Annotated in this window: 17 protein-coding genes; 6 read left to right on the top strand and 11 right to left on the bottom strand. The window is 53.5% G+C overall.

Translation table 11 applies throughout. The features are described from left to right. Positions 1–96: 96 nt before the first annotated feature. The 5 genes from MHI43_RS02430 (at position 97) to MHI43_RS02410 (ending at position 5,850) form a co-directional block, all read left to right on the top strand. A complete protein-coding gene (locus tag MHI43_RS02430) occupies positions 97–1,011 on the top strand; it encodes a sugar ABC transporter permease (protein ID WP_009595490.1) in 915 nt (304 codons plus the stop codon). A gap of 5 nt (positions 1,012–1,016) precedes the next feature. Further along, a complete protein-coding gene (locus tag MHI43_RS02425) occupies positions 1,017–1,856 on the top strand; it encodes a carbohydrate ABC transporter permease (RefSeq protein ID WP_012818681.1) in 840 nt (279 codons plus the stop codon). Between the two features lie 74 nt (positions 1,857–1,930). Next, the gene (locus tag MHI43_RS02420) at positions 1,931–3,247 is read left to right on the top strand and encodes an extracellular solute-binding protein (protein ID WP_012818680.1); all 1,317 of its coding nucleotides are present in this window, start codon (positions 1,931–1,933) and stop codon (positions 3,245–3,247) included. 21 nt (positions 3,248–3,268) lie between these two features. Beyond that, a complete protein-coding gene (locus MHI43_RS02415) occupies positions 3,269–4,915 on the top strand; it encodes a hypothetical protein (protein WP_036664744.1) in 1,647 nt (548 codons plus the stop codon). Positions 4,916–4,938: 23 nt separating this feature from the next. Then, positions 4,939–5,850, top strand: a complete 912-nt coding sequence (locus tag MHI43_RS02410) for a glycoside hydrolase family 43 protein (RefSeq protein WP_036664746.1) — start codon at positions 4,939–4,941, stop codon at positions 5,848–5,850. A gap of 148 nt (positions 5,851–5,998) precedes the next feature. On the opposite strand, the gene MHI43_RS02405 is transcribed toward MHI43_RS02410, so the two are convergent. Both MHI43_RS02405 and MHI43_RS02400 read right to left on the bottom strand, forming a co-directional pair. Next, positions 5,999–7,018, bottom strand: coding sequence for a Gfo/Idh/MocA family oxidoreductase (locus MHI43_RS02405; RefSeq protein WP_012818677.1), 1,020 nt, complete (start codon positions 7,016–7,018; stop codon positions 5,999–6,001). 26 nt (positions 7,019–7,044) lie between these two features. Beyond that, a complete protein-coding gene (locus tag MHI43_RS02400) occupies positions 7,045–7,818 on the bottom strand; it encodes a sugar phosphate isomerase/epimerase (RefSeq protein WP_012818676.1) in 774 nt (257 codons plus the stop codon). A 139-nt stretch (positions 7,819–7,957) separates the two neighbouring features. Here MHI43_RS02400 and MHI43_RS02395 point away from each other — a divergent pair, with 139 nt between their 5' ends. Continuing rightward, the gene (locus MHI43_RS02395; RefSeq protein WP_036664747.1) at positions 7,958–8,785 is read left to right on the top strand and encodes an AraC family transcriptional regulator; all 828 of its coding nucleotides are present in this window, start codon (positions 7,958–7,960) and stop codon (positions 8,783–8,785) included. Positions 8,786–8,901: 116 nt separating this feature from the next. Here the strand turns inward: MHI43_RS02395 and MHI43_RS02390 are convergent, their stop codons facing one another. From MHI43_RS02390 to MHI43_RS02350, 9 genes are all read right to left on the bottom strand, one after another. Further along, the gene (locus MHI43_RS02390; RefSeq protein ID WP_012818674.1) at positions 8,902–9,354 is read right to left on the bottom strand and encodes a hypothetical protein; all 453 of its coding nucleotides are present in this window, start codon (positions 9,352–9,354) and stop codon (positions 8,902–8,904) included. 209 nt (positions 9,355–9,563) lie between these two features. After that, positions 9,564–9,794 carry a hypothetical protein gene (locus MHI43_RS02385; protein ID WP_036664748.1) on the bottom strand — a complete coding sequence of 77 codons (231 nt, stop codon included), beginning with the start codon at positions 9,792–9,794 and terminating at the stop codon, positions 9,564–9,566. Positions 9,795–9,813: 19 nt separating this feature from the next. Continuing rightward, on the bottom strand, positions 9,814–10,878 hold the full coding sequence (locus MHI43_RS02380; protein WP_036664749.1) for a trifunctional transcriptional activator/DNA repair protein Ada/methylated-DNA--[protein]-cysteine S-methyltransferase: 1,065 nt from the start codon (positions 10,876–10,878) through the stop codon (positions 9,814–9,816). Positions 10,879–11,134: 256 nt separating this feature from the next. After that, positions 11,135–12,004, bottom strand: coding sequence for a carbohydrate ABC transporter permease (locus tag MHI43_RS02375; RefSeq protein ID WP_009595479.1), 870 nt, complete (start codon positions 12,002–12,004; stop codon positions 11,135–11,137). 18 nt (positions 12,005–12,022) lie between these two features. After that, on the bottom strand, positions 12,023–12,898 hold the full coding sequence (locus tag MHI43_RS02370) for a sugar ABC transporter permease (RefSeq protein ID WP_009595489.1): 876 nt from the start codon (positions 12,896–12,898) through the stop codon (positions 12,023–12,025). Positions 12,899–12,943: 45 nt separating this feature from the next. Continuing rightward, a complete protein-coding gene (locus MHI43_RS02365; protein ID WP_009595478.1) occupies positions 12,944–14,269 on the bottom strand; it encodes an extracellular solute-binding protein in 1,326 nt (441 codons plus the stop codon). A gap of 117 nt (positions 14,270–14,386) precedes the next feature. Continuing rightward, positions 14,387–15,937, bottom strand: coding sequence for a helix-turn-helix domain-containing protein (locus MHI43_RS02360; RefSeq protein WP_235201869.1), 1,551 nt, complete (start codon positions 15,935–15,937; stop codon positions 14,387–14,389). Then, on the bottom strand, positions 15,927–17,747 hold the full coding sequence (locus tag MHI43_RS02355) for a sensor histidine kinase (protein ID WP_036664751.1): 1,821 nt from the start codon (positions 17,745–17,747) through the stop codon (positions 15,927–15,929). The genes MHI43_RS02360 and MHI43_RS02355 overlap by 11 nt, the downstream gene beginning before the upstream one ends. Before the next feature lie 397 nt (positions 17,748–18,144). Beyond that, the gene (locus MHI43_RS02350) at positions 18,145–19,221 is read right to left on the bottom strand and encodes a copper amine oxidase N-terminal domain-containing protein (protein WP_036664752.1); all 1,077 of its coding nucleotides are present in this window, start codon (positions 19,219–19,221) and stop codon (positions 18,145–18,147) included. Positions 19,222–19,339 lie beyond the last annotated feature (118 nt).

Genomic DNA, 19,339 nt, shown 5'->3' with positions numbered 1-19,339 from the left:
ATGATGTGTTTACCGGGCGCACCGACATACCGATTGTAAGCGCTTCAGGCCATCAGGTAACCGCCCATGCTCATTCATCCTGAAGGGAGGCACATTATGAGAAAGCTGTCCAAGCCCTTATACGGCCAGCAGAATAAGACAGCCTACTTGTTTCTTCTGCCTTGGCTCATCGGCTTCTTCTGTCTGACGCTGGGGCCGATGATCGCATCGCTGTACTTGTCCATGACCAAATTCAACCTGCTGTCATCGCCGACTTGGACGGGACTCAGCAACTATGTCCAGATTTTTACCGAAGACGATACGTTTCAACGATCCTTGTGGCTAACGTTCTATTATGTGTTCTTGTCCGTGCCGCTGAGACTTGCGTTCGCGCTGCTGATCGCCATGGCCTTGAACAAGGGCATCCGCGGACTCGGCATTTACCGGACCGTGTATTACATCCCCTCTCTATTGGGAGGCAGCGTTGCCATTGCCATCGTCTGGCGCCAAATCTTTGACGGCAGCGGGCTGGTCAATCAGTTCCTCGGCTGGTTCGGCATCACGGGCCCCTCGTGGATCGCCCACCCCGACTATGTGGTGTATACGATTATCACGCTGTCCGTCTGGCAGTTCGGATCGGCCATGGTCATCTTCCTTGCCGGTCTAAAACAGATTCCGACTGATTTATATGAAGCATCCGGCGTAGACGGTGCCGGAAAGATCCGTCAATTCTTCGGCATCACGCTGCCGATGCTGTCACCCGTTATCTTTTTCAATCTGATCATGAGCATGATCAATTCGTTCCAAGCCTTCACGCCGGCCTACGTCATCGGAGACGGGCGGGGAGGACCGCTCGACGCCACGATGTTCTACACCTTGTACCTGTATCTGAAAGGCTTCTCGTTCTTCGATATGGGTTATGCCTCGGCACTGGCATGGATCATGCTGGTCATCATCGGGGTGTTCACCGGAATCGTTTTTCTTACATCAAAATTCTGGGTCTTCTACGGGGATAACCAGGAAGGGAGGTAATGGATATGCCGCTTAAGCGACAACTGGTTCAAGCCGGGAGGCATGCCGCCATTATCCTCCTCGGCCTGCTCATGCTGTATCCGGTGCTATGGCTCGTCTTCAGCTCGTTTAAACCGAATCATCTTATCTTCACCAACAGCAGCCTCATTCCGACTGCCTTCACGCTGGATCATTACGTGAACGGCTGGAGCGGGCTCCAGGGCATTTCCTTCGGCCGATTCTTCGGCAACTCCGTGCTGATCTCGGTCATGAGCGTCATCGGGAACATCGTCTCCTGTTCCCTGGCAGCCTACGCCTTCTCCCGATTGAAGTTCAAATTCAAAGGCCTGTGGTTCAGCATCATGCTGGTGACGATTATGCTGCCTTACCATGTAACGCTCGTGCCTCAATACATTCTGTATAACGAGCTTCATTGGATCAATACGTATTTCCCGCTCATCCTGCCCAAATGGCTGGCGCATGACTCTTTCTTCATTCTGCTGATGGTTCAGTTCATCCGCGGCATTCCGCGGGAGCTGGACGAGAGCGCGACCATCGACGGCTGCGGACAATCGCAGATCTTCTTCCGCATCGTGGTGCCGCTTCTCGTCCCTGCGCTGATTACGACGGCCATCTTCACCTTCATCTGGAGCTGGGACGACTTCTTCAGCCAGATGATTTATTTAAGCAAGATTGATTTGTTCACTGTACAGCTGGGGATCCGATCCCTGTTCGATCCTTCGGGGCAATCGGATTGGGGGGCGCTGCTCGCCATGTCCACGCTATCGCTGCTGCCTGTGACGATCATTTTTCTGGTGTTTCAACGGTATTTTCTCGAAGGCATTGCCACAACCGGCCTGAAGTAGCCTCAGAAGCTGCCTGCCGACGTGCGAGGGCGTGCTGCAAATGAACCAATTATGATTAGACTGGGGGATTATCCATGTTGAAGAAATGTTTCGTTGGCATGTTGGCTTCGCTCCTATTATTCGTCACCGCCTGTTCCGGAACGGATCACACGGGAGAAGGCGGGAATGCGGACGCAGGGGCCGAGCCGAGCGGCCAAGTCGAGCTGCGCATGATGTGGTGGGGCGACCAGAAACGGGCCGATATTACGAACGAAGCCCTGAAGGTGTTCCAAAGCAAACATCCGAACATCAAAATCGTCGGCGAATTCTCGCCTTCCTCCGGATATTTCGATAAGCTGAACACCCAGCTGGCTTCCGGCACCGCGCCGGATATCTTCTTCCTGGGCGGAAATGTGGTGGACTATGCCAAAAAAGATGTGCTGCTGAACCTGGATCCGTATGTCGGCAGCGAACTGAAGCTGGACGGCATGGATGCCACCATGGTGGAATACGGCCGGCTGGATGGGAAGCTGCAGCATATTTCGGCCGGCGCAAACGCCCGGGGAATCGTCATCAACAAGGCACTGTTCGAAAAGGCAGGCATTCCTCTGCCGGAGCAGGATTGGGATTGGGAGGACTTTGCCGCCATTAGCAAAGAATTGTCCGATAAGCTTGGCGACGGCGTATACGGTACCTATAATTTCACCGTCGACGGAATGGATATCTTTCTGAAGCAGCGCGGAAAACAGCTGTATGATATGGAGAACGGAAAGCTCGGCTTCGCGAAGGAAGACATTCAGGAATGGTTCGAGTATTGGGAACAGGCTTCGAAGGCCGGCGGTGTCGTTACGCCTGAACTTCAGGTGTCCAATCCGCACGATGATACCAGCAAATCCTTGTTGATTACGGGTAAAGCCGCCATGAGCCTCCTCCCTTCCAATCAGCTGGCCGCATTCCAGAGCCTGACGGAAGATCCGCTCATCCTCCACCCGGTACCTAGAGGACCGAAGGGTACGGGCGTGGTATTCGAGTCCAGCCAAGGACTATCCGGATATGCCAACACCAAGCATCCGAAGGAGGTCGCCACGCTCATGGACTTCTGGATCAACGATCCCGAAGCGGCCAAAATCCTCGGAAACGACCGCGGCGTGCCGGTGACGGAAGCCAACCGCAACCTTCTTCAGGAAGAAGCAGGCCCCGTGGAAGAGATTGTGTACAATTACACGAGTCTCGTATCGGAAGCCACGAAGACCGAGCCTTTTGACGTAAGTTATAATCCGCCGGGATTCGCCGAGTTCTCCAAGCTGGCCCAGACGACGACCCAGGAGATCGGTTTCGGCCGGAAAAACGTCGAGCAGGCCGTTGCGGACTTCTACAACGGCACCGTGCGCATATTTGAATCGAATCAATAACAAGCTTTCAAGGAGGCGGACATGACAGAAGCTATGCTGGACCGGCTCCGACGGATTTCGATACCGGATCGGGTGCAGCCGGGCAAACCGGAAGATCGGAAGCTGCTGCAGGAGTGGCAGGCGACAGGCGTCCGATTCGCGGCATCGGGCGGACGGCTGGAAACGGCTTATTATACCGCGCTGGAGAAGCTGCTGACCTGCATCGTGCCGATGAACGGCAGCGATCCGATTCTGCAGGAGGGCGGTATCTATCTCGGCTGCTGGCTGGAGAGCACCGGCACCATCAATGCGGAGCTGCTATCGCGACTGATTCCCTCGGTCTCGGAAACAACCTACCTCGCCTTTGCCGATCAGCAAAGAGAGGATGGGCTGCTCCCTTATAAACTGACGGAGAACGGCCCTTCGTTCCGCCAGATCCAGCTCGTCACGCCGCTGGCGCGCTGCGTCTGGAACCACTATGAGCTTCATGGAAGGGACCTCTCCTTCCTGAAGACCATGTACCAAGCCATGTCGCGTTACGACGATTGGATCGCGCGTTACCGCAACACCCGGGGAACCGGCTGCGTGGAGGCTTTCAGTACCTTTGATACCGGGCATGATCTGTCGCCAAGGTTCTGGCATGTTCCGGACACGCCTTATAGGAACGATGCCGCAGCCTTCCACCCGGACTCCCCGGTTCTGCCCTTCCTGGCACCGGATTTGACGGCCAACATCTACTGTCAGCGCATGTATTTGGCCCGCATGGCCGAAGAGCTCGGCGAATCCGGAGCCGATTGGAGGGCCAAAGCCGAAGCCAGCCTGAACAGCCTTTTCCGTTACTGTTATGACGAAGACGATCAATTCTTCTATGACCGGGATCGGAACGACGGGCTGGTCCGGGTCCAATCCGACGTGCTGCTGCGCGTGATGGCCTGCGAGGTGGGCGACGCCGAGCTGTTTGGCAACATGCTGCGGCGGTATTTGCTGAATACCGGCAAATTCTTCGCCAAATATCCGTTTACGTCCATGGCGATGGACGACCCGCGGTTCGATCCGTCCTCCTCTTACAACAGCTGGGGCGGGCCGTCCAATTTCCTGAGCTTGATCCGGGCGCCGCATGCCTTTGAACATCATCACCGCTATGTCGAGCTGACCTGGGTGCTGCAACCGATTCTGTCAGCCTTGTCCAAGGCGAAGCGCTTCCCGCAAACCTTGAGCCCTTGGACAGGTGCTGAGGGCTTTACCGAGGCGTATTCCCCCTCCATTCTGTGCTTGCTGGATTACGTGGAACGGCTCTGCGGCATCATGCCGATCGGATCGGATCGACTGTCGTTTACGGGATTGCTTCCGGTCGATATGGACCATGGCGAAGAAGTCGCCGGCAACACGGCCTATAGCCGAACTGTGAACGGGCTGCACTACGAACTGGTGAATACCCCGGACAACGTCACCGTATACCGGGAAGGCCGCGTTCATATTCAAGGGCCCGCCGGGATTCGGCTGGTCACGGACCGCAGCGGACAATTGGAGGGCGTGATCGGCATGAGCGCGCGAATTATTGAAGGCGAGCTCCGCTATCAAGGCACATCCATTCCGATCCGGATCAAAGGCAATGAAATGCAGCAGTATTCAGACGGAGATTTGAAGACGGAGAGGGATATCGGCATCATCTATCCTAGCTATCGTTAATTGAAGGAGGTGAACGCTTAAGCGTGAAAACTGCAGACATTCAGCTTCGGGACCCCTACGTACTGCCTGATCCGACACAGCGAACATACTACATGTACGGCAGCACCGACAAAAATATATGGAAGGAAGGAAACGGCTTCGATGTCTATATCAGCCGGGATCTAATCGATTGGGGAGGCCCTTATCCGGTCTTTCGCAAACCGGACGATTTCTTCGCGGACGTGAACTTCTGGGCACCCGAAGTCTACTATTACCACGGGCGTTACATCATGTTTGCCACCTTCCGCCGAAAAGATAACGATCTGCTGGGCACTGCGGTGCTGTCGGCTGAACAGCCGACAGGGCCCTTCTCCCTTCATAGCGATGGGCCCGTGACCCCTGTCGACTGGAGTTCCCTGGACGGCACGCTCTATGTCGACGAAAGGGATCAGCCGTGGATGGTGTTCTGCCACGAGTGGCAGCAGGTCGGCGACGGCGAGATTTGCGCCATGCGCCTGAGTCCCGATCTCACGGAGGCCGCCTCTGATCCCGTAACCCTGTTCCGAGCCTCCGAAGCCGCTTGGGCCACGCCGTTCCACTCGCCCCGTTTTCCCGGATCGGGCAACTATGTGACGGATGGCCCGTTTCTGTTTCGAACAACGTCGGGGAATCTGCTCCTATTATGGGCCAGCTTTGTGGATGGCCGATACGCGCTCGGCGTTGCCAAGTCGCCAACCGGCAAGCTATGCGGGCCTTGGCTCCAAGAACCCGAACCTTTATATTCCAGCGACGGCGGGCACGGCATGATGTTCCGTACCTGGAACGGCCAGCTGATGCTGACCGTGCATACCCCGAACCGCACGCCGGATGAACGACCGATCTTCATTCCCGTCGCGGAGGACGGTGATAGCATCAAGGTGGATGGGATGTATCGGACAACTCGTATGCCCAAGTAAAATCCATATTAAAAAGTCCGCTCTCCATGAAGATGGCAGAGCGGACTTTTTTAATAGTTTTTTTGCATTCCTAAGCTATGCTTTGCTTTGATTTGCAGTACAAACAAAAGGAAGCCGTACGCATACGGCCTCCCTCTACTCTCATTTATTACAGCTTTACGATTTTACCGGTCTCTTGGGATTCGAATGCACCCAGGATCACGTTCAAGGAACGAAGTCCTTCCTCACCGGAAATGCTAGGCGGCGTGTTCGTGAGAATGGATTCGACGAACGCGTCGATGACGCCGCTCGGAACCTGCTTCTCATTGGTTGCCATGGCGCCTACCTTGTAGGTCTCCACCGTACCGTCGGTCAGCTCTACAACCACCTCGTCGCCGTTAACGGTACCGATCTTCATGGCACCTTTCTCGCACCACAATACCGTTCCGTTATCGCCGGATCTGTAATGCGTCCAGCTTGCCATCAGCGTGCCCACGGCCCCGCTCTTCATGCGAACGATGCACGTCGCGTTGTCGTCCACATCGGTTCCTTCTTTATGGACCGTTCCGATAAAACCTGCCACTTCCACGATCTCATCGTTCAGCAGGTAACGGATAAAGTCGGATTTGTGCACGCCGAGATCGCCCATGGCGCCCATAATCGCTTCTTCCTTGCGGAAGAACCAGCTGTCGCGTCCATCCAGGCTCCAGCTCTCCGGACCGCCGTGGCCGAAGGAAGTACGGAAGGTAAGCACTTTGCCGAGCTTGCCGGAATCCAGAATCTCCTTCGCTTTTACGTGCGGAGGCATGAGGCGTTGATTGTGGCCTACCATCAGGTATACCCCGTTCTTACGGGCGGCCTCGATCATTTGTTCTCCTTCTTCAGCCGTCGTAGCCATCGGCTTCTCCACCAGCACATGAAGGCCGGCATTCGCAGCCGCGATGCTCATCGGAGCATGCAGATAGTTCGGCGTACATACGCTAACGGCGTCCAGCTTCTCGTTCTTCAACAGTTCTTGGTAGTCTGCGTAGGCTTTACCGCCATACTGGGCTGCCATCTCTTCGGCGCGTTCCTTCACCGGATCGGCAAAAGCAACCAGCTCCACGTTAGCATTGTTCGCGTATTCAGGAATATGTCTGCGCTGGGCGATCGCGCCGCAGCCAAACACTGCCACTTTAATTTTGCTCATTGAAAGTCTCCTTTTTTGCTTATAGATTAAAATTGGTTCAGGTAGTTCTGCTTCAGCCAGTTCATGCTGTTCTCCACGCTTTGCAGCGGCGGGTTCTGACATACGTCCTGCTCGACGATCAGCCATTCCGTGCCTGCATCGGATGCAGCCTGAATGACGCCCGGCAGGTTAACCGAGCCTTGGCTCAGCTCCAGCGTCTTCATGTTGCCTTCCGCATCCTTGCTGAAGTCTTTCAGGTGAAGCAGCGGAAGACGTCCGGCGTATTTCGGAATGTAGGTAAGCGGATCTTGTCCGGCGAATTGTACCCAGCATACGTCCATCTCCACTTGCACGGCTTCCGGCGTCGTTGCGGAATACATCGCATCAAAAACGAACTGGCCATCAACCTCGGCTTCGAATTCGAATGCATGGTTATGGTATCCAAAGATCAGTCCCTGCTTGCGGGCTTCGGCCCCTACTTCCTCCAGGAAGGAGAAGAGGTTCTTCCAATCCTCGGCATCTTTACGATCTTCTTCGGCCACATATGGACACATCATATATTTAGCGCCAATGGTTTTCAGGTAATCAATTTCCTTCTGCAGGTCTGCACGAAGCAGATGCAGGCCCACGTGACTGCCGATCGCTTTCAGGCCAAGCTCTTGAAGAAGCGTTTTCATTTCCTCGGCCGGAATGTCTCCATAACCTGCGAATTCCACGCCTTCATAACCCAATTCAGCAACTTTGCGGAGCGTACCGCGGAAATCCTGTGCCGTTTCATCGCGCAGCGTATACATTTGCAAACCAATGTTCATTCTTCTCATTATAGCGCACCTCGATTCCAAAAATGAGTTACTGCTCTATCTGCTACTATCATACATGCAAATAGGCTAAAATGAACATAAACAATATTGCTGCAACATGAACTATCTGCTTATATTTTTACTGGGGGTTGTTACCATTATGGAAGCTAGGCTGCTCATCTGCGACTATTCCTATCACTTTCAGCAATTCAGCAACAGCCATCGGGGCGGCTTGACGACCTATCTGTTCCGACTTCAAACCGAAGGCTCCTGCGAAATCTACTGCAACGGCATCGAGCACCATGTGCAGGCAGGCGACCTGCTGCTGCTGAAGCCCGGCGATGAATACGAGCTGCGGGTGAAGGAAGACGGCGAGGATGGCCGCGTGTCCAGCGGGGATTATTTTATATTCTGCGACGGCTCCTGGATTGATGATTGGTGGAACCGCATCCCCCGCCCTGTCGTCAGTCATGTCGGGCTCGACGATTATTTGCTCGGTCTGTGGAGACAGATGCTGCTGGAGAAGCGGCGCGGCCTCGAAGGGGAAATCGGGGAACTGACCGACTACCTGCTGCGCAGTCTCTGCCTCTGCCTGGACCGCGCCATCACCGAGATCAAGCCGACCGATCGCCTTGCCTTCACTGCCCTGCGGCTGAAGCGATTCGTGGAGGAGCATGCCACCCTAACCTTCAAGCTGGAGGAAGCTGCTTCCCATGTCGGGCTTAGCTTATCCCGGGCGGTCAAACTGTTCAAGGAGTATTACGGAAAAACCATGATCCAGTACGCACTCGAGATCAGGCTGAACGCAGCCGTCGAACGCATCAAATACAGCACGATGACGCTGGAGGAAATCGCGGAAACCTGCGGCTTCGCAAGCTACTCTTATTTTCACCGGGTATTCCGGGCGAACTATGGCGTGTCCCCGGTGAAATTCCGGGAAACGGCAACGGTGCCGGCAAGGCCGGGGCAGGAGAAAAACCCCCGCTAATTTTTTTCTACTATAATATAAAGAAGCAGCCATGCTCCTCCTTAAAGGCAGGGGCTAGGCTGCTTTGTACTTTAGTAACTCGAAAGTATTCTGCAAAATGCTTTTTCCGGCCACATTCATAGCATCGCAGCCCCGGCGGCGGCAAAGACCAGCGTGAAATAAACGCCGACCCCTATCAGATGATTGCGATTCCAATCCCGCGGCTTGATCTCGACGATATACGGGAGCAGCCACAGGAAGCTGGCGACAAACCATGCAGCGGAGGCCAATCCGATAAACAGCAGTTTCTTTCCTTGCTCGTATTGGAAGACAGGGTCCATCCCGTTAAAACGGATCAGGGAGCCGCTGGTCAAGGTACAGGAATAAGCCAACACCATGAACACGGCCACGACCAAGAGCGTGCCGATGGCCTTGAGCCCGTCCGAAGTCAGAAAATTCGGCCGTCTCCCCTTCTTTCCGGAAAAGCCGATCAAAAAGAATACAAACCCGACCAAAATGGCCACACCTGCTCCTGAAGCGACAATGCCTCCGGAAATGGCAGCTGCCAAGGCTAGAATCGGAATCATCATCTCGTCTTTTCCTCTCTTTCGTACCTGCTGAACCGTACGGTCTTAGCATAAAATAGTTGAACTCTTGATCCAACACGCTTTCTTTCGATGTACAGGAACCGATGTAACAAACGTCCCGTTTCAGAAACAGGTATCTTGAAACCAGATAGGGACATTCCAAATTATAGCATAGAGCTCCTGTATCCCGGGGCTTACTTTATAGCTTATCGTCACCAGCAGGATGGAGGCGATAAGCCGTTTACTTGGATAATAATTACAGATTGCTCCAGAGAATTGGTTAGACCGCTGCCTTTGAAAATATCAAATCCGAGTTCCTGAAGAACCTTCACGGCATCTTCAACAGGCAGTTTGGGGAGATGAAACTCCTGATCGATGACCCCTCCCAGCTCGCTGAGCTCGGATAAAAATACAAAAATGGTCTTACCTATAGGTAAGACCATTTTCTACGACGAAAGTCCACTATTCATGTATGGTTCCGGTACTCATGGACTGCTCATGATGCAACAGCCACTGCTTTCGTGATAGGCCGCCGCCATATCCGCCGAGCTCACCGCTCGTATTGATCACGCGGTGGCATGGAATGACAATCGCAAGCTGATTGGCGCCATTCGCTTGGGCAACGGCGCGATATGCGGTCGGTCTTCCCATCACCGCTGCGATTTCGCCATACGAAGACGTTTGGCCGGGGGGAATCCGCAGCAATCGGCCCCACACTTCTTGTTGAAACGGCGAACCCAGCAAGAACAAGGGCGTCTTGAATTCCGTTAACTTCCCTTCAAAATACGCTGCGAGCTCCAGCTCGATTGAACGGATCGGAGCCGTATGGCCCGGAATGATCGCCGACTTGGTTCTCTGCCGGAGACGTTCAACCTCACGCTCCAGGCCCCGGCGGTCCACGAATTCGAGCAGATACAGCGCCTCTTCATCCGCGATGGCCATCATCGGCCCGAGACGCGTGTCGATCCATGAAGCTTTTAAGATGTTATGGTGCCCCGATCGGCTAGGCGCCGCGCCCATGATGCGGGAAAATGCATCCCTAAAACCGCTGCTCGACTCGTATCCGGTCGACAGCTGCGCATCGATGACGGCATGCCCCTCCCGGATTTGCTTCAGGGCAAGTCCCATTCGCCGTGCCCGTGCGTATTCAACGAAGGTCATCCCGAACCGCTTCTTGAATTGGCGCCTTGCCGTCGAAGCATCCACGGACAGCTTCTGAAAGTCCTGGTTGGTCCACCTTTTCTCCGGATTCTCCTCAACGGCTTCTACGAGCAGCCGGACCAAGTCCGATACCTGATTGGGGTGCGATAGCGGACGGCAGCGTTTGCAAGGCCTGAAGGATGCAAGCAGCGCTTCTTGAGCCGTCTCGTAAAATTCGCAGTTTTCCATCTTCGGTTTCCGGGCCGGGCATGTCGGGCGGCAGAACACCCCCGTGGTCTTCACGCCTACATAAAACACGCCTTCGTACTCCGATTTCTTTTCCAGCAGCGCCTGGTAATACTCCTGCTGATTGGCAGCCGATATCACTTGGGTTCCTCCCCGCTCTGATGTACTTTCTAAGGGGCCATACGCTTGTTGGCCTTGATCATCATGCTCTCTTGTTCTCCGTGTTTCTATTATATTTCTTTTGCCGGCATGACGTAGCCGAAAAACGTGCATGAATATTTTCGAGAGTAAAAAAGCGCCCGCCCCGATGACCCTGATTGACCTAATCATACGAAAAGCCCCTTCCGTTGACCGGAAGAGGCTTTTTTCTTTCAAGAATATGAATTTCGCTTGAAGTTTAACCTTTAATGGATCCTGCCACCATGCCCTTCATGATCTGCTCCTGCAGGATCAGGTAGGCCACGATCGTCGGAATGACCGCGATCGCCATCGCTCCCATCGTCAGGCTGTAATCCGTGCCGAAGCCGTCCGAGAACAGGGACAAGCTGAGCGGGAGCGTCTTCAATGCCTGCGTATTGATGAATACGAGGGCGAAAGAGAAATCATTCCAGAATCGGAGGAATGCCAGAATCGATATCGTTGCCACAATCGGCGTACAGAGCGGCAGAATCATTCGGCCGAAGATTCCCCACCAGCCGCTGCCGTCGATCATGGCCGCTTCTTCAATCTCTCTTGGTATGGATGACATGTACGCCATCGCCAGGAAGATCGCGATCGGCAGCTCAAACGCCGTATATGGCAGGATGAGTGCGCCGTACGTGTCGAGCAGGCCGATATTTTTCATCATAATGAACAGGGGCACCAGCGTACTGTGGATCGGAATCAGCAGTCCGGTCGTGAACAACACGACCACCAGCTTTTTAAACCGAAACTGGAATCTGGACAGCACATACGCCGCTAGTAAACTTAGCAGGATGGTCAGCACGACGGCCGTAATCGTTACAACCGTCGAATTGATCATCGCTCGACCCATATTTCCGAGCTCCCATGCCCGGAATAAATTCTCGGTCATCCACTCCTTCGGCAAGCCGTAAGGGTTGTTGAAGAAATCCTGGTTCGATTTAAACGCGCTCGTAAAAAGCCAGTACAAGGGATAGAGCGTAAGAATCGCATACACAATCAGCAGCAATTTTACGAATCCGGTTAACCCCTTCGTGATGACGCGTTTCCCTGAGGTACTTCCGGTCCCGGTCGTCTGTAAATTCACATCGCTCCCTCCTTCATGTCAACTTGACTTTCTGCGCGTTGCGAAATAGTTAAGCGCGATAAGAATGGCGCTGACGATCATGATCATCGTGGAAACGGCGGAGCCGTAACCGTAGCGGTACACGCTGAACGTGCTGTTGTACATATAGGTAGCAAGAAGCTCGGTCGATTGCGCCGGTCCGCCGCCTGTCATGACGATGACATGGTCAAAAGCTTTCAGGCTTCCCGAGATACAGAGCACAATGGTTACGACCACCGTGCTCCAGACCATCGGCAGCGTGATTTGCATCAGCTTGTTCCAGCCGGTGGAGCCATCGATTTTGGCCGCATCGTGGATCTCTGGCGAAATATTTTGCAGCGCTGCGATAAAGATGACCAGATAAGGGCCGATGTTCGCCCAGTTAATCGGGATCGATATCGCCAGCATGTTGACCTTCGGATCGGACAGCCAAGCACGGGTCCATGACTCCAGGCCGAGCATCTCCAGCACATAGTTGGCAATCCCGAACTGCGGGTGGTAAATGTAACCCCAGATGAGACCGACAACCACCGTGGAGAGAACCATCGGCATGAAGACGGCGGACCGGATGAACCTGGAGAAGAACGAATTCTTGAACAATACGATAGCCAGAATCAACGCGATCGGAACCTGGCCGATAATGGACGATACGACCAGAATCAGGTTGTTTCGAAGCGCCCGCCAGAAGATCGGGTCCTTGAACATCTCTCTATAATTGTCAAGGCCGATGAACGTGGCGTCTCCGAACCCTTTCCAACTGAAAAATCCGTAGTATGCTGACCAAAAAACCGGAATGATGACAAATATCAGAAACAACAGAAGCGCAGGAAGAAGAGCTATGGCTATAAATCCTTTGCTTCTCATCGCTGTAGGCATGGCAGCCTCCTCCCTCCTAATCCTTATGCAGCAGTGAATCTATTCTTATGGAGTAGCGGATCGGGCTTGCGCATCCTGCAGCTTCTGGGCCACGCCTTCGACGGCACCGCCCATCATGATTTCCTGCAGGCCGTTGTTGATGACTTCAGCCGCTTCTGCAGACAGATAAGCATCGTATACCGGCGTAATGCCTGTGGATTTCACCAGGTTAAAGGCTTTGTAGTACAGGGAAGTAACTTTCGACTCATCGATTTCGGTATCGTACATGACCATGGAGTTGCTCTCGGCAATCGCTTTTTGCGCTTCCGGTCCACTCACGGCATAAATCAGTTCGAGCGCCAATTCTTTCGCTTTCCCTTCCGTTCTGCTGCTAAGGGCCAGACCGCCGCCAGCTCCGCCGGAGATGGTGTTAGCTTCGCCTTTGCCTCCAGGGATCGCAGGCAGAGTCGTCACTTCAATATCCTTCATCTGCTCTTCGGAGGAAGAAGCCGCCAAGTTGGTGAGCGTCCACGCGCCGCTGATCATCATCGCTGCATTGCCTTGGATGAAATACTGCTCGGCTTGCGTGTTGTCGATGCTGTTGGCACCTTCTTGGAATGCTTTGTTGTCGACGAGCTCTTTGAAATAGCCAAGTGCTTCGATAAACTCAGGATCGGTGAATTTCGCGCCATCCTGTGCTGCCGCTTTTTTGAACCATTCGGTGCCGGTCACGCGGTCGGCAATCGATCCGATAATGGTGGATTGCGCAACCCACGGCGCTTTGTTTCCGAGGGCGATCGGCGTAATGCCGTTATCGTTGAACGTTTTAACCGCCGCCATCATTTCTTCCCAAGTCGTCGGAACTTTTACGTTATGTTTGTCAAACAACGCTTTGTTGTAGTAGAGAATCGAAGTTGCGGACATGCCCAATGGAGCGGAGTAAATCTGGCCGTCCTCGAACTCGTATGGATCAAATGCGCCCGGCAGGAATTTGTCCTTCCAATCGGAATGGGCGTCCAACACTTCCGTGATCGGTTGAAGCAGCTTCGCTTGATGAAGCTCGGCCGACTGACTTCCCGCATAAACGAAGAACACGTCCGGCATTTCATTTGCAGCCGCAACGGTGCTCAGACGCTGACGGTAACCGTCCGGCGGAATCGCTTGCGCGTCGAGCGTAACTTCAGGATGGTCCTGAGCAAATTGATCGATAAAACTCCGGACTGATTTCGCGCGCAGGTCGTCACCGGCAAAGTTATGCCAGATGGTCAGCTTGACCTTTTCTTGATCGCCTTCGTTCCCTCCGGCCTGCTCTTTGCTTTGCCCGCCTCCGCAAGCTGCAAGAACCAGTGTCATCATCAGCAGTACAAGACCTATTTTACGTTTTGGTCTCATGGTCAATCCCCCTTTTAATATACGAAAATGATGAAGCTTCAAGATGATTAGCCCAAGTATAAAAGAGGATGTAACGCTTACATAGGGGATATAATTCAGTCCATAGAGGGACAAAATTCAGGATTCGGGATTTGTCCGATACTCCGAAGGGGTCAGTCCGGTCCACTTTTTGAACAGGCGGTTAAAATATTTGATATCCTCGTAGCCGATTTCATTCGCGATTTCACTGATTTTGGCCGGCGTTTCCCGCAGCAGGTGCATCGCTTTCCGAAGCTTCGCCTGGGTTACGAATTCGATGTAATTCTGCCCGGTCTCCTTCTTGAACATTTCGCTGAAATAGTTGGGGTTCATATGAACATGCTTGGCCACTTGTTGGAGAGACAAGCTCTGTCCCAGATGCTCATGAATGAAGGAGATCGCTCGCTGGACGGGACTTGTCGTCGACACCATATCACGGTACTCCTTCATGATGAGCCCGAGCGAATCGACCAGCACCTTCTCCGGATTCTTGGTCAACTCGCGGATATCGTACGTCTCTTCCACTTTCACCGGACTGGTATAGCCGATAGACGTCGCAGCCCGTATGAGCCAGCGCTGTGCCGAGACGATCAGGGAATGCAGGTAAGCCTGAACCGAGCCGGGCGTTGCCTGGCCCTGGCTTTGGATACGCCGCAGCAGATCCGCCACCCATGCCTGCAAGTCGGCGGATTCCCCCGAACGCAGCAGGGATGACAGCTTGGTTTCTTCTTCCATCGAACATACCGTGCGGATGCCTGTACGTCCTTCGATATCTTCATAACGGATATGCCGTTCCGATTGCAGCAGCCACTCGTAGGAGCAGGCCTCTACCGCGGTAGCCAGCGCAATGTGCAGCTCCCTGGCGCTTGCGACCCGTCGGCCGCTGGCAGCCGTGATGCGGCAGGCATGCGTGGATTCCATCTTATGCAGAGCGGAATCTACCCGCCCCCAGCCATGATTCGGCTCTGCCCGCACCAACAGAAGCAGCGAGCCGTTCCACTCCAGCCACGCGCATGGCAGCACTTCGGCCAGCTCCGTGCCGATTAATCGATGCAGCTCGCTGCTGACGTTCGATTGTTCCGCCTCTTCTGGATGCAGCGGATAGACCGACAGCATCCAGATCTGCAGCACCGAATCGTTCGATTCCAAACGCAGCTCCGGGTATCGCTCACACAATTCGGCCTCGGCATGCTCATCCAGCGGAGTCCCGGAAGCAAGCAGTCTTCGCAGAAAGCCCCGGTTGACCACCATTTCCTGGGCCTGCCCCTTCGCTTGTGTAAGCCTGCGCTGCAACAGCCGTTCCCTGGCTTGGACAGCCGCCTCGATAATTTCACCGGGCCTGCTCGTCTTCAGCAGGTAATCGCTCACGCCTTCCCGCATCGCCTGCTGCGCATACGCGAATTCATCGTATCCCGAAATGACGATGATCTCGATCTCGGGATGCTGCTGCTTGACTTGATGCGCCATGTCCAATCCGCTCAGGCCTGTCATGCGTATGTCCGTAAATATGATTTCGGGCATTTCAACGGGAATACGCTGAAGGGCTTCCTCCGCCGAAGCCGCGGGCGTCAGCACCGTAAAGCCGTTATCCGCCCAATTGATCACGGTACTCAAACCATTTCGAATGATCACTTCATCATCAACGATCATGACCTTCAATGTCGCCATCCCCTTTGCCGGATATTTCCGATTGTTGAATTTCAGGTAAATCAGGTATCGTAAACATCACCCGTGTCCCGGTACCCTCGGTGCTCTCCACACGCAGCCCCGCATCCTTCCCGTAATGAAGGAGCAGCCGCTTATGGACGTTCCGCAGCCCGTAGCTGCCGCGCGGGGTTTGTCCCTTCTCGTACTGCAGCGGATTTTCGACCAACTGCTCCTGGAGCCATTTCAGGCGCTCCGCCGTCATCCCGATGCCGTCATCCTCCACCACGAAGCGGATCCCCTCAGGTTCGCGGTGTCCGCGAATCGTAATCGTCCCTATCCCGTCACGGCTCAGGATGCCATGCAGCATGGAATTCTCCACCAACGGCTGCAGCAGCAGCTTCAGCATGGTGTGCTGATACAAATCCTCTTCCACATGATCCTCAAACTCGAATTTTTCCGGATAGCGGATGGTTTGGATGTTCACGTAATGGCGGACATGCATGATCTCCTGCTGTATCGTGCAGTATTCCTGCCCGTTGTTGAGGCTGAACCTCAAAAAATCGCTGAGCGATCCCACCATCTCGGCAATCTTCACATCCTGGTTCATCAGCGCCAGCCAATGGATCGATGACAGCGTATTGTAGAGGAAATGCGGATTGATCTGCACCTGCAGCGCATGCATATCCGCCTCCTTCTTCAGCGACTCGTTCAGCTTCACTTCATCGGTAAGCTTCACGATCCGGGAGCTGAGCCGGTTATAACTGATAATAAGCTGCCCGACCTCGTCGACCGTCTTGACCGGCAGCGCCGGCAGCGGCTCTTCCGGGCTTGAGTTCTTGAGGAATTTCGTTAAGACGGACAGAGGATTCGTAATCTTCTGGATCAGGAAAAGAACCAGAACAATGGCGAGCAGGATGGCCACCGTGACCGCAACCGCCGTCAATTTGATGAAATACTGGTTCTGGGAACGGTATTCCTGCGAGGGAATGATGCCGACGAGCTTCCAGTTCACGCTGGACATTTTCTTATAGAGAATGGTCTTCTTGCTGCTTCCCTCGCCATAGTCAATATTGCCGCTGAGCCCCTCGAACTCTCCAATCGCAGGATAATAATCCGCCAGCGTCAAATTGGTCTCCATATCCGGCGGACCGGCGATAATCCGGTTATTCTCGTCAAGAAGAAGGACGAATCCGGTCTTCTCCAGGACGGCCTGCCGGAACTGATTGGCAATGACGCCCTGATCCAGATTGATCTGCAGGTTCCCGATCGGCTTGTATTTATCCGTGCTCCGAATCGGCCGGGCCAGCGTGATGACCTTCCTGACGCCTTCAAAGGTCCACTGCCGGTGAACGAATGACCACCATTTGGGATGGTGTTCGTAATAATCGGGAACCATTTCGGTAATATTCCGGAACTCGGAGCGTACCAAGGATTTATGCGAAATCGCATCTTTGCTGCCGAGCGGTTCAACGATGATGTTGGCGATATAATCTTTGGAAAAGGCCAGGTTCGTCAAAAAATTAATAACCGTCGTCTGCTGAACGTAGTTGCTCTGCTCGGTCTTCAGATAGGCCTGAACACCGGTATGCCCGATGAGAAACAGCGAGATATTCTCCACGTCCTTGACCATCGTATCCAGGTAAGCTTCAAGCTGGCGGAGCGTATTCATCCCCGTAATTTTGGCCTTCTCCTCAGTCAGGCTTTTGGCTATGTTAAAAGAGAAAATACCCAGAAACAGCAGCGGCACCAGCGTAGCGATAATGATAAGCAACGACAATTTATGCTTTAGCGATTTCCCAAGCCATTGCTGCATACATACACCCCGTTCAAAGCCCCCATGGTATGGGCTTGTTATATTACTTAACATTGAATGCGTTTACTTCAAAATCAATCTCCATTCTTCGCTAAAATGTGTCAGGTTTATTAACTATCTTAGAGGAATCTTAAGACTCAAGTAAATGGTAATAAAGTCCTATGAGGAGGAATGAAATCTTCTTGAAGCATATGGTATACGCCCCATTTCGGCGATCGGCTACGGAGATGAAAACGGCGTTGAAATCTATAAAAGCACAGCACAAAAAGGGCGCCGCAGCGCCCTCACATTCGGAATTCACATCATCCGACCGAAACCTTCCGCTTCTAACCCATGTTGATCACATCCTGCCAACATGCGTTTATGTGTAGTCCTAAAGCTTTATGATGAAAAACCGTTATCGCCCTCGCTCTTCCAAACGACGATATTCCATGTCATCCACCTCAAACCGGTTCAGCTCTTCATTAAATCGGTATGTTATTCGGAGATCCCCGGCAAAACCGGCCGGGCTCATGCTTCCTGCCGCTTCCGTAAGAAGCCGTCCTTCCGCCAAACGATGTCTGACAACGGCTCCGAAGCCAAGCTTATCAAATAGATAGCTTTTATCTTTGGAATCGTCCTTGAACTTCTGGACGCTTTCCTTTCCGTCAACCGTAACCTTAACCGTAAAGTGATCCGCTTCCTTCTCGATGCTGGATTTCACATGGCTCGATACGGCCTGCTCCAGCGATTCGATCGGGATTTCCTCCAGAGAACCGGCATCCACTACATGCATCTCCCCCGCGTACAGACCGGTGCCCGTCCCATCCACGTAGAACACAACAACGTCCGGCTTGCCATCGCCTGTGACATCCTGGTAATGAATGACCGGTTTACGCGTAGTCTCTCCTCCATGCCAGTCCTTAAAGACCCGCTTCCTGCCTTCTACCTCGACCACCATGCCTTCATATCTGCCATATTTCGATGCGCTGACCGGATACAGCTTCACATTGCTGTTCTCCTCCGCCGTCAACAGGTCAACCTCCGGCGTATAAATGTAAACCATGCCATCCTTCGTATCCAAGCGGACTTCAGCATCGTACAGCTCCGTCATGAATCGGGCGGGAGCCATGACGCGACCATCCATAAGCTGCGCGGGAACGGACAGGGCGTAGGTCTTCTCTTTTCCCTCGGCAACGTCGCTTCCCATTTTCAGGGTGACTTGATCGGTGCCCGTGTTGACGGTTAGCGTCTTATTCTTGTTATCCCAGCGGAGCCCCATAGGCTTCAAGTATTCCTTGACCGTGTTCAGGGGGACCAGCACTGTGCCGTTCACGATGACGGGTTTGACATCCGGCGTCATTACATAATGATTGACGTTTAAAAATTCCAAGTCCTTCTTGTGCGCGGCCTGGGCCTGTACCGCCGTACTTAACAGCATTGCGGCCGCTATAGCGCCGCTTGCAGCCATTTTCGTCCATTTCCGGGTTATCATGTTCGCTAATCTCCTTGGCTTGTAATATTCAGCAATGCATCTATAACTAAGACGCAAGGTGAACGCAGTTGGTTCGTGCATATCCATGAAAAATGACGAAAAACGTCTCTATTTCGAT

This window comes from Paenibacillus sp. FSL H8-0457 (genome assembly GCF_038051935.1).
Classification (GTDB): Bacteria; Bacillota; Bacilli; order Paenibacillales; family Paenibacillaceae; genus Paenibacillus_AQ; species Paenibacillus_AQ lautus_A.
This window is presented reverse-complemented; position numbering and strand designations above follow the sequence as displayed.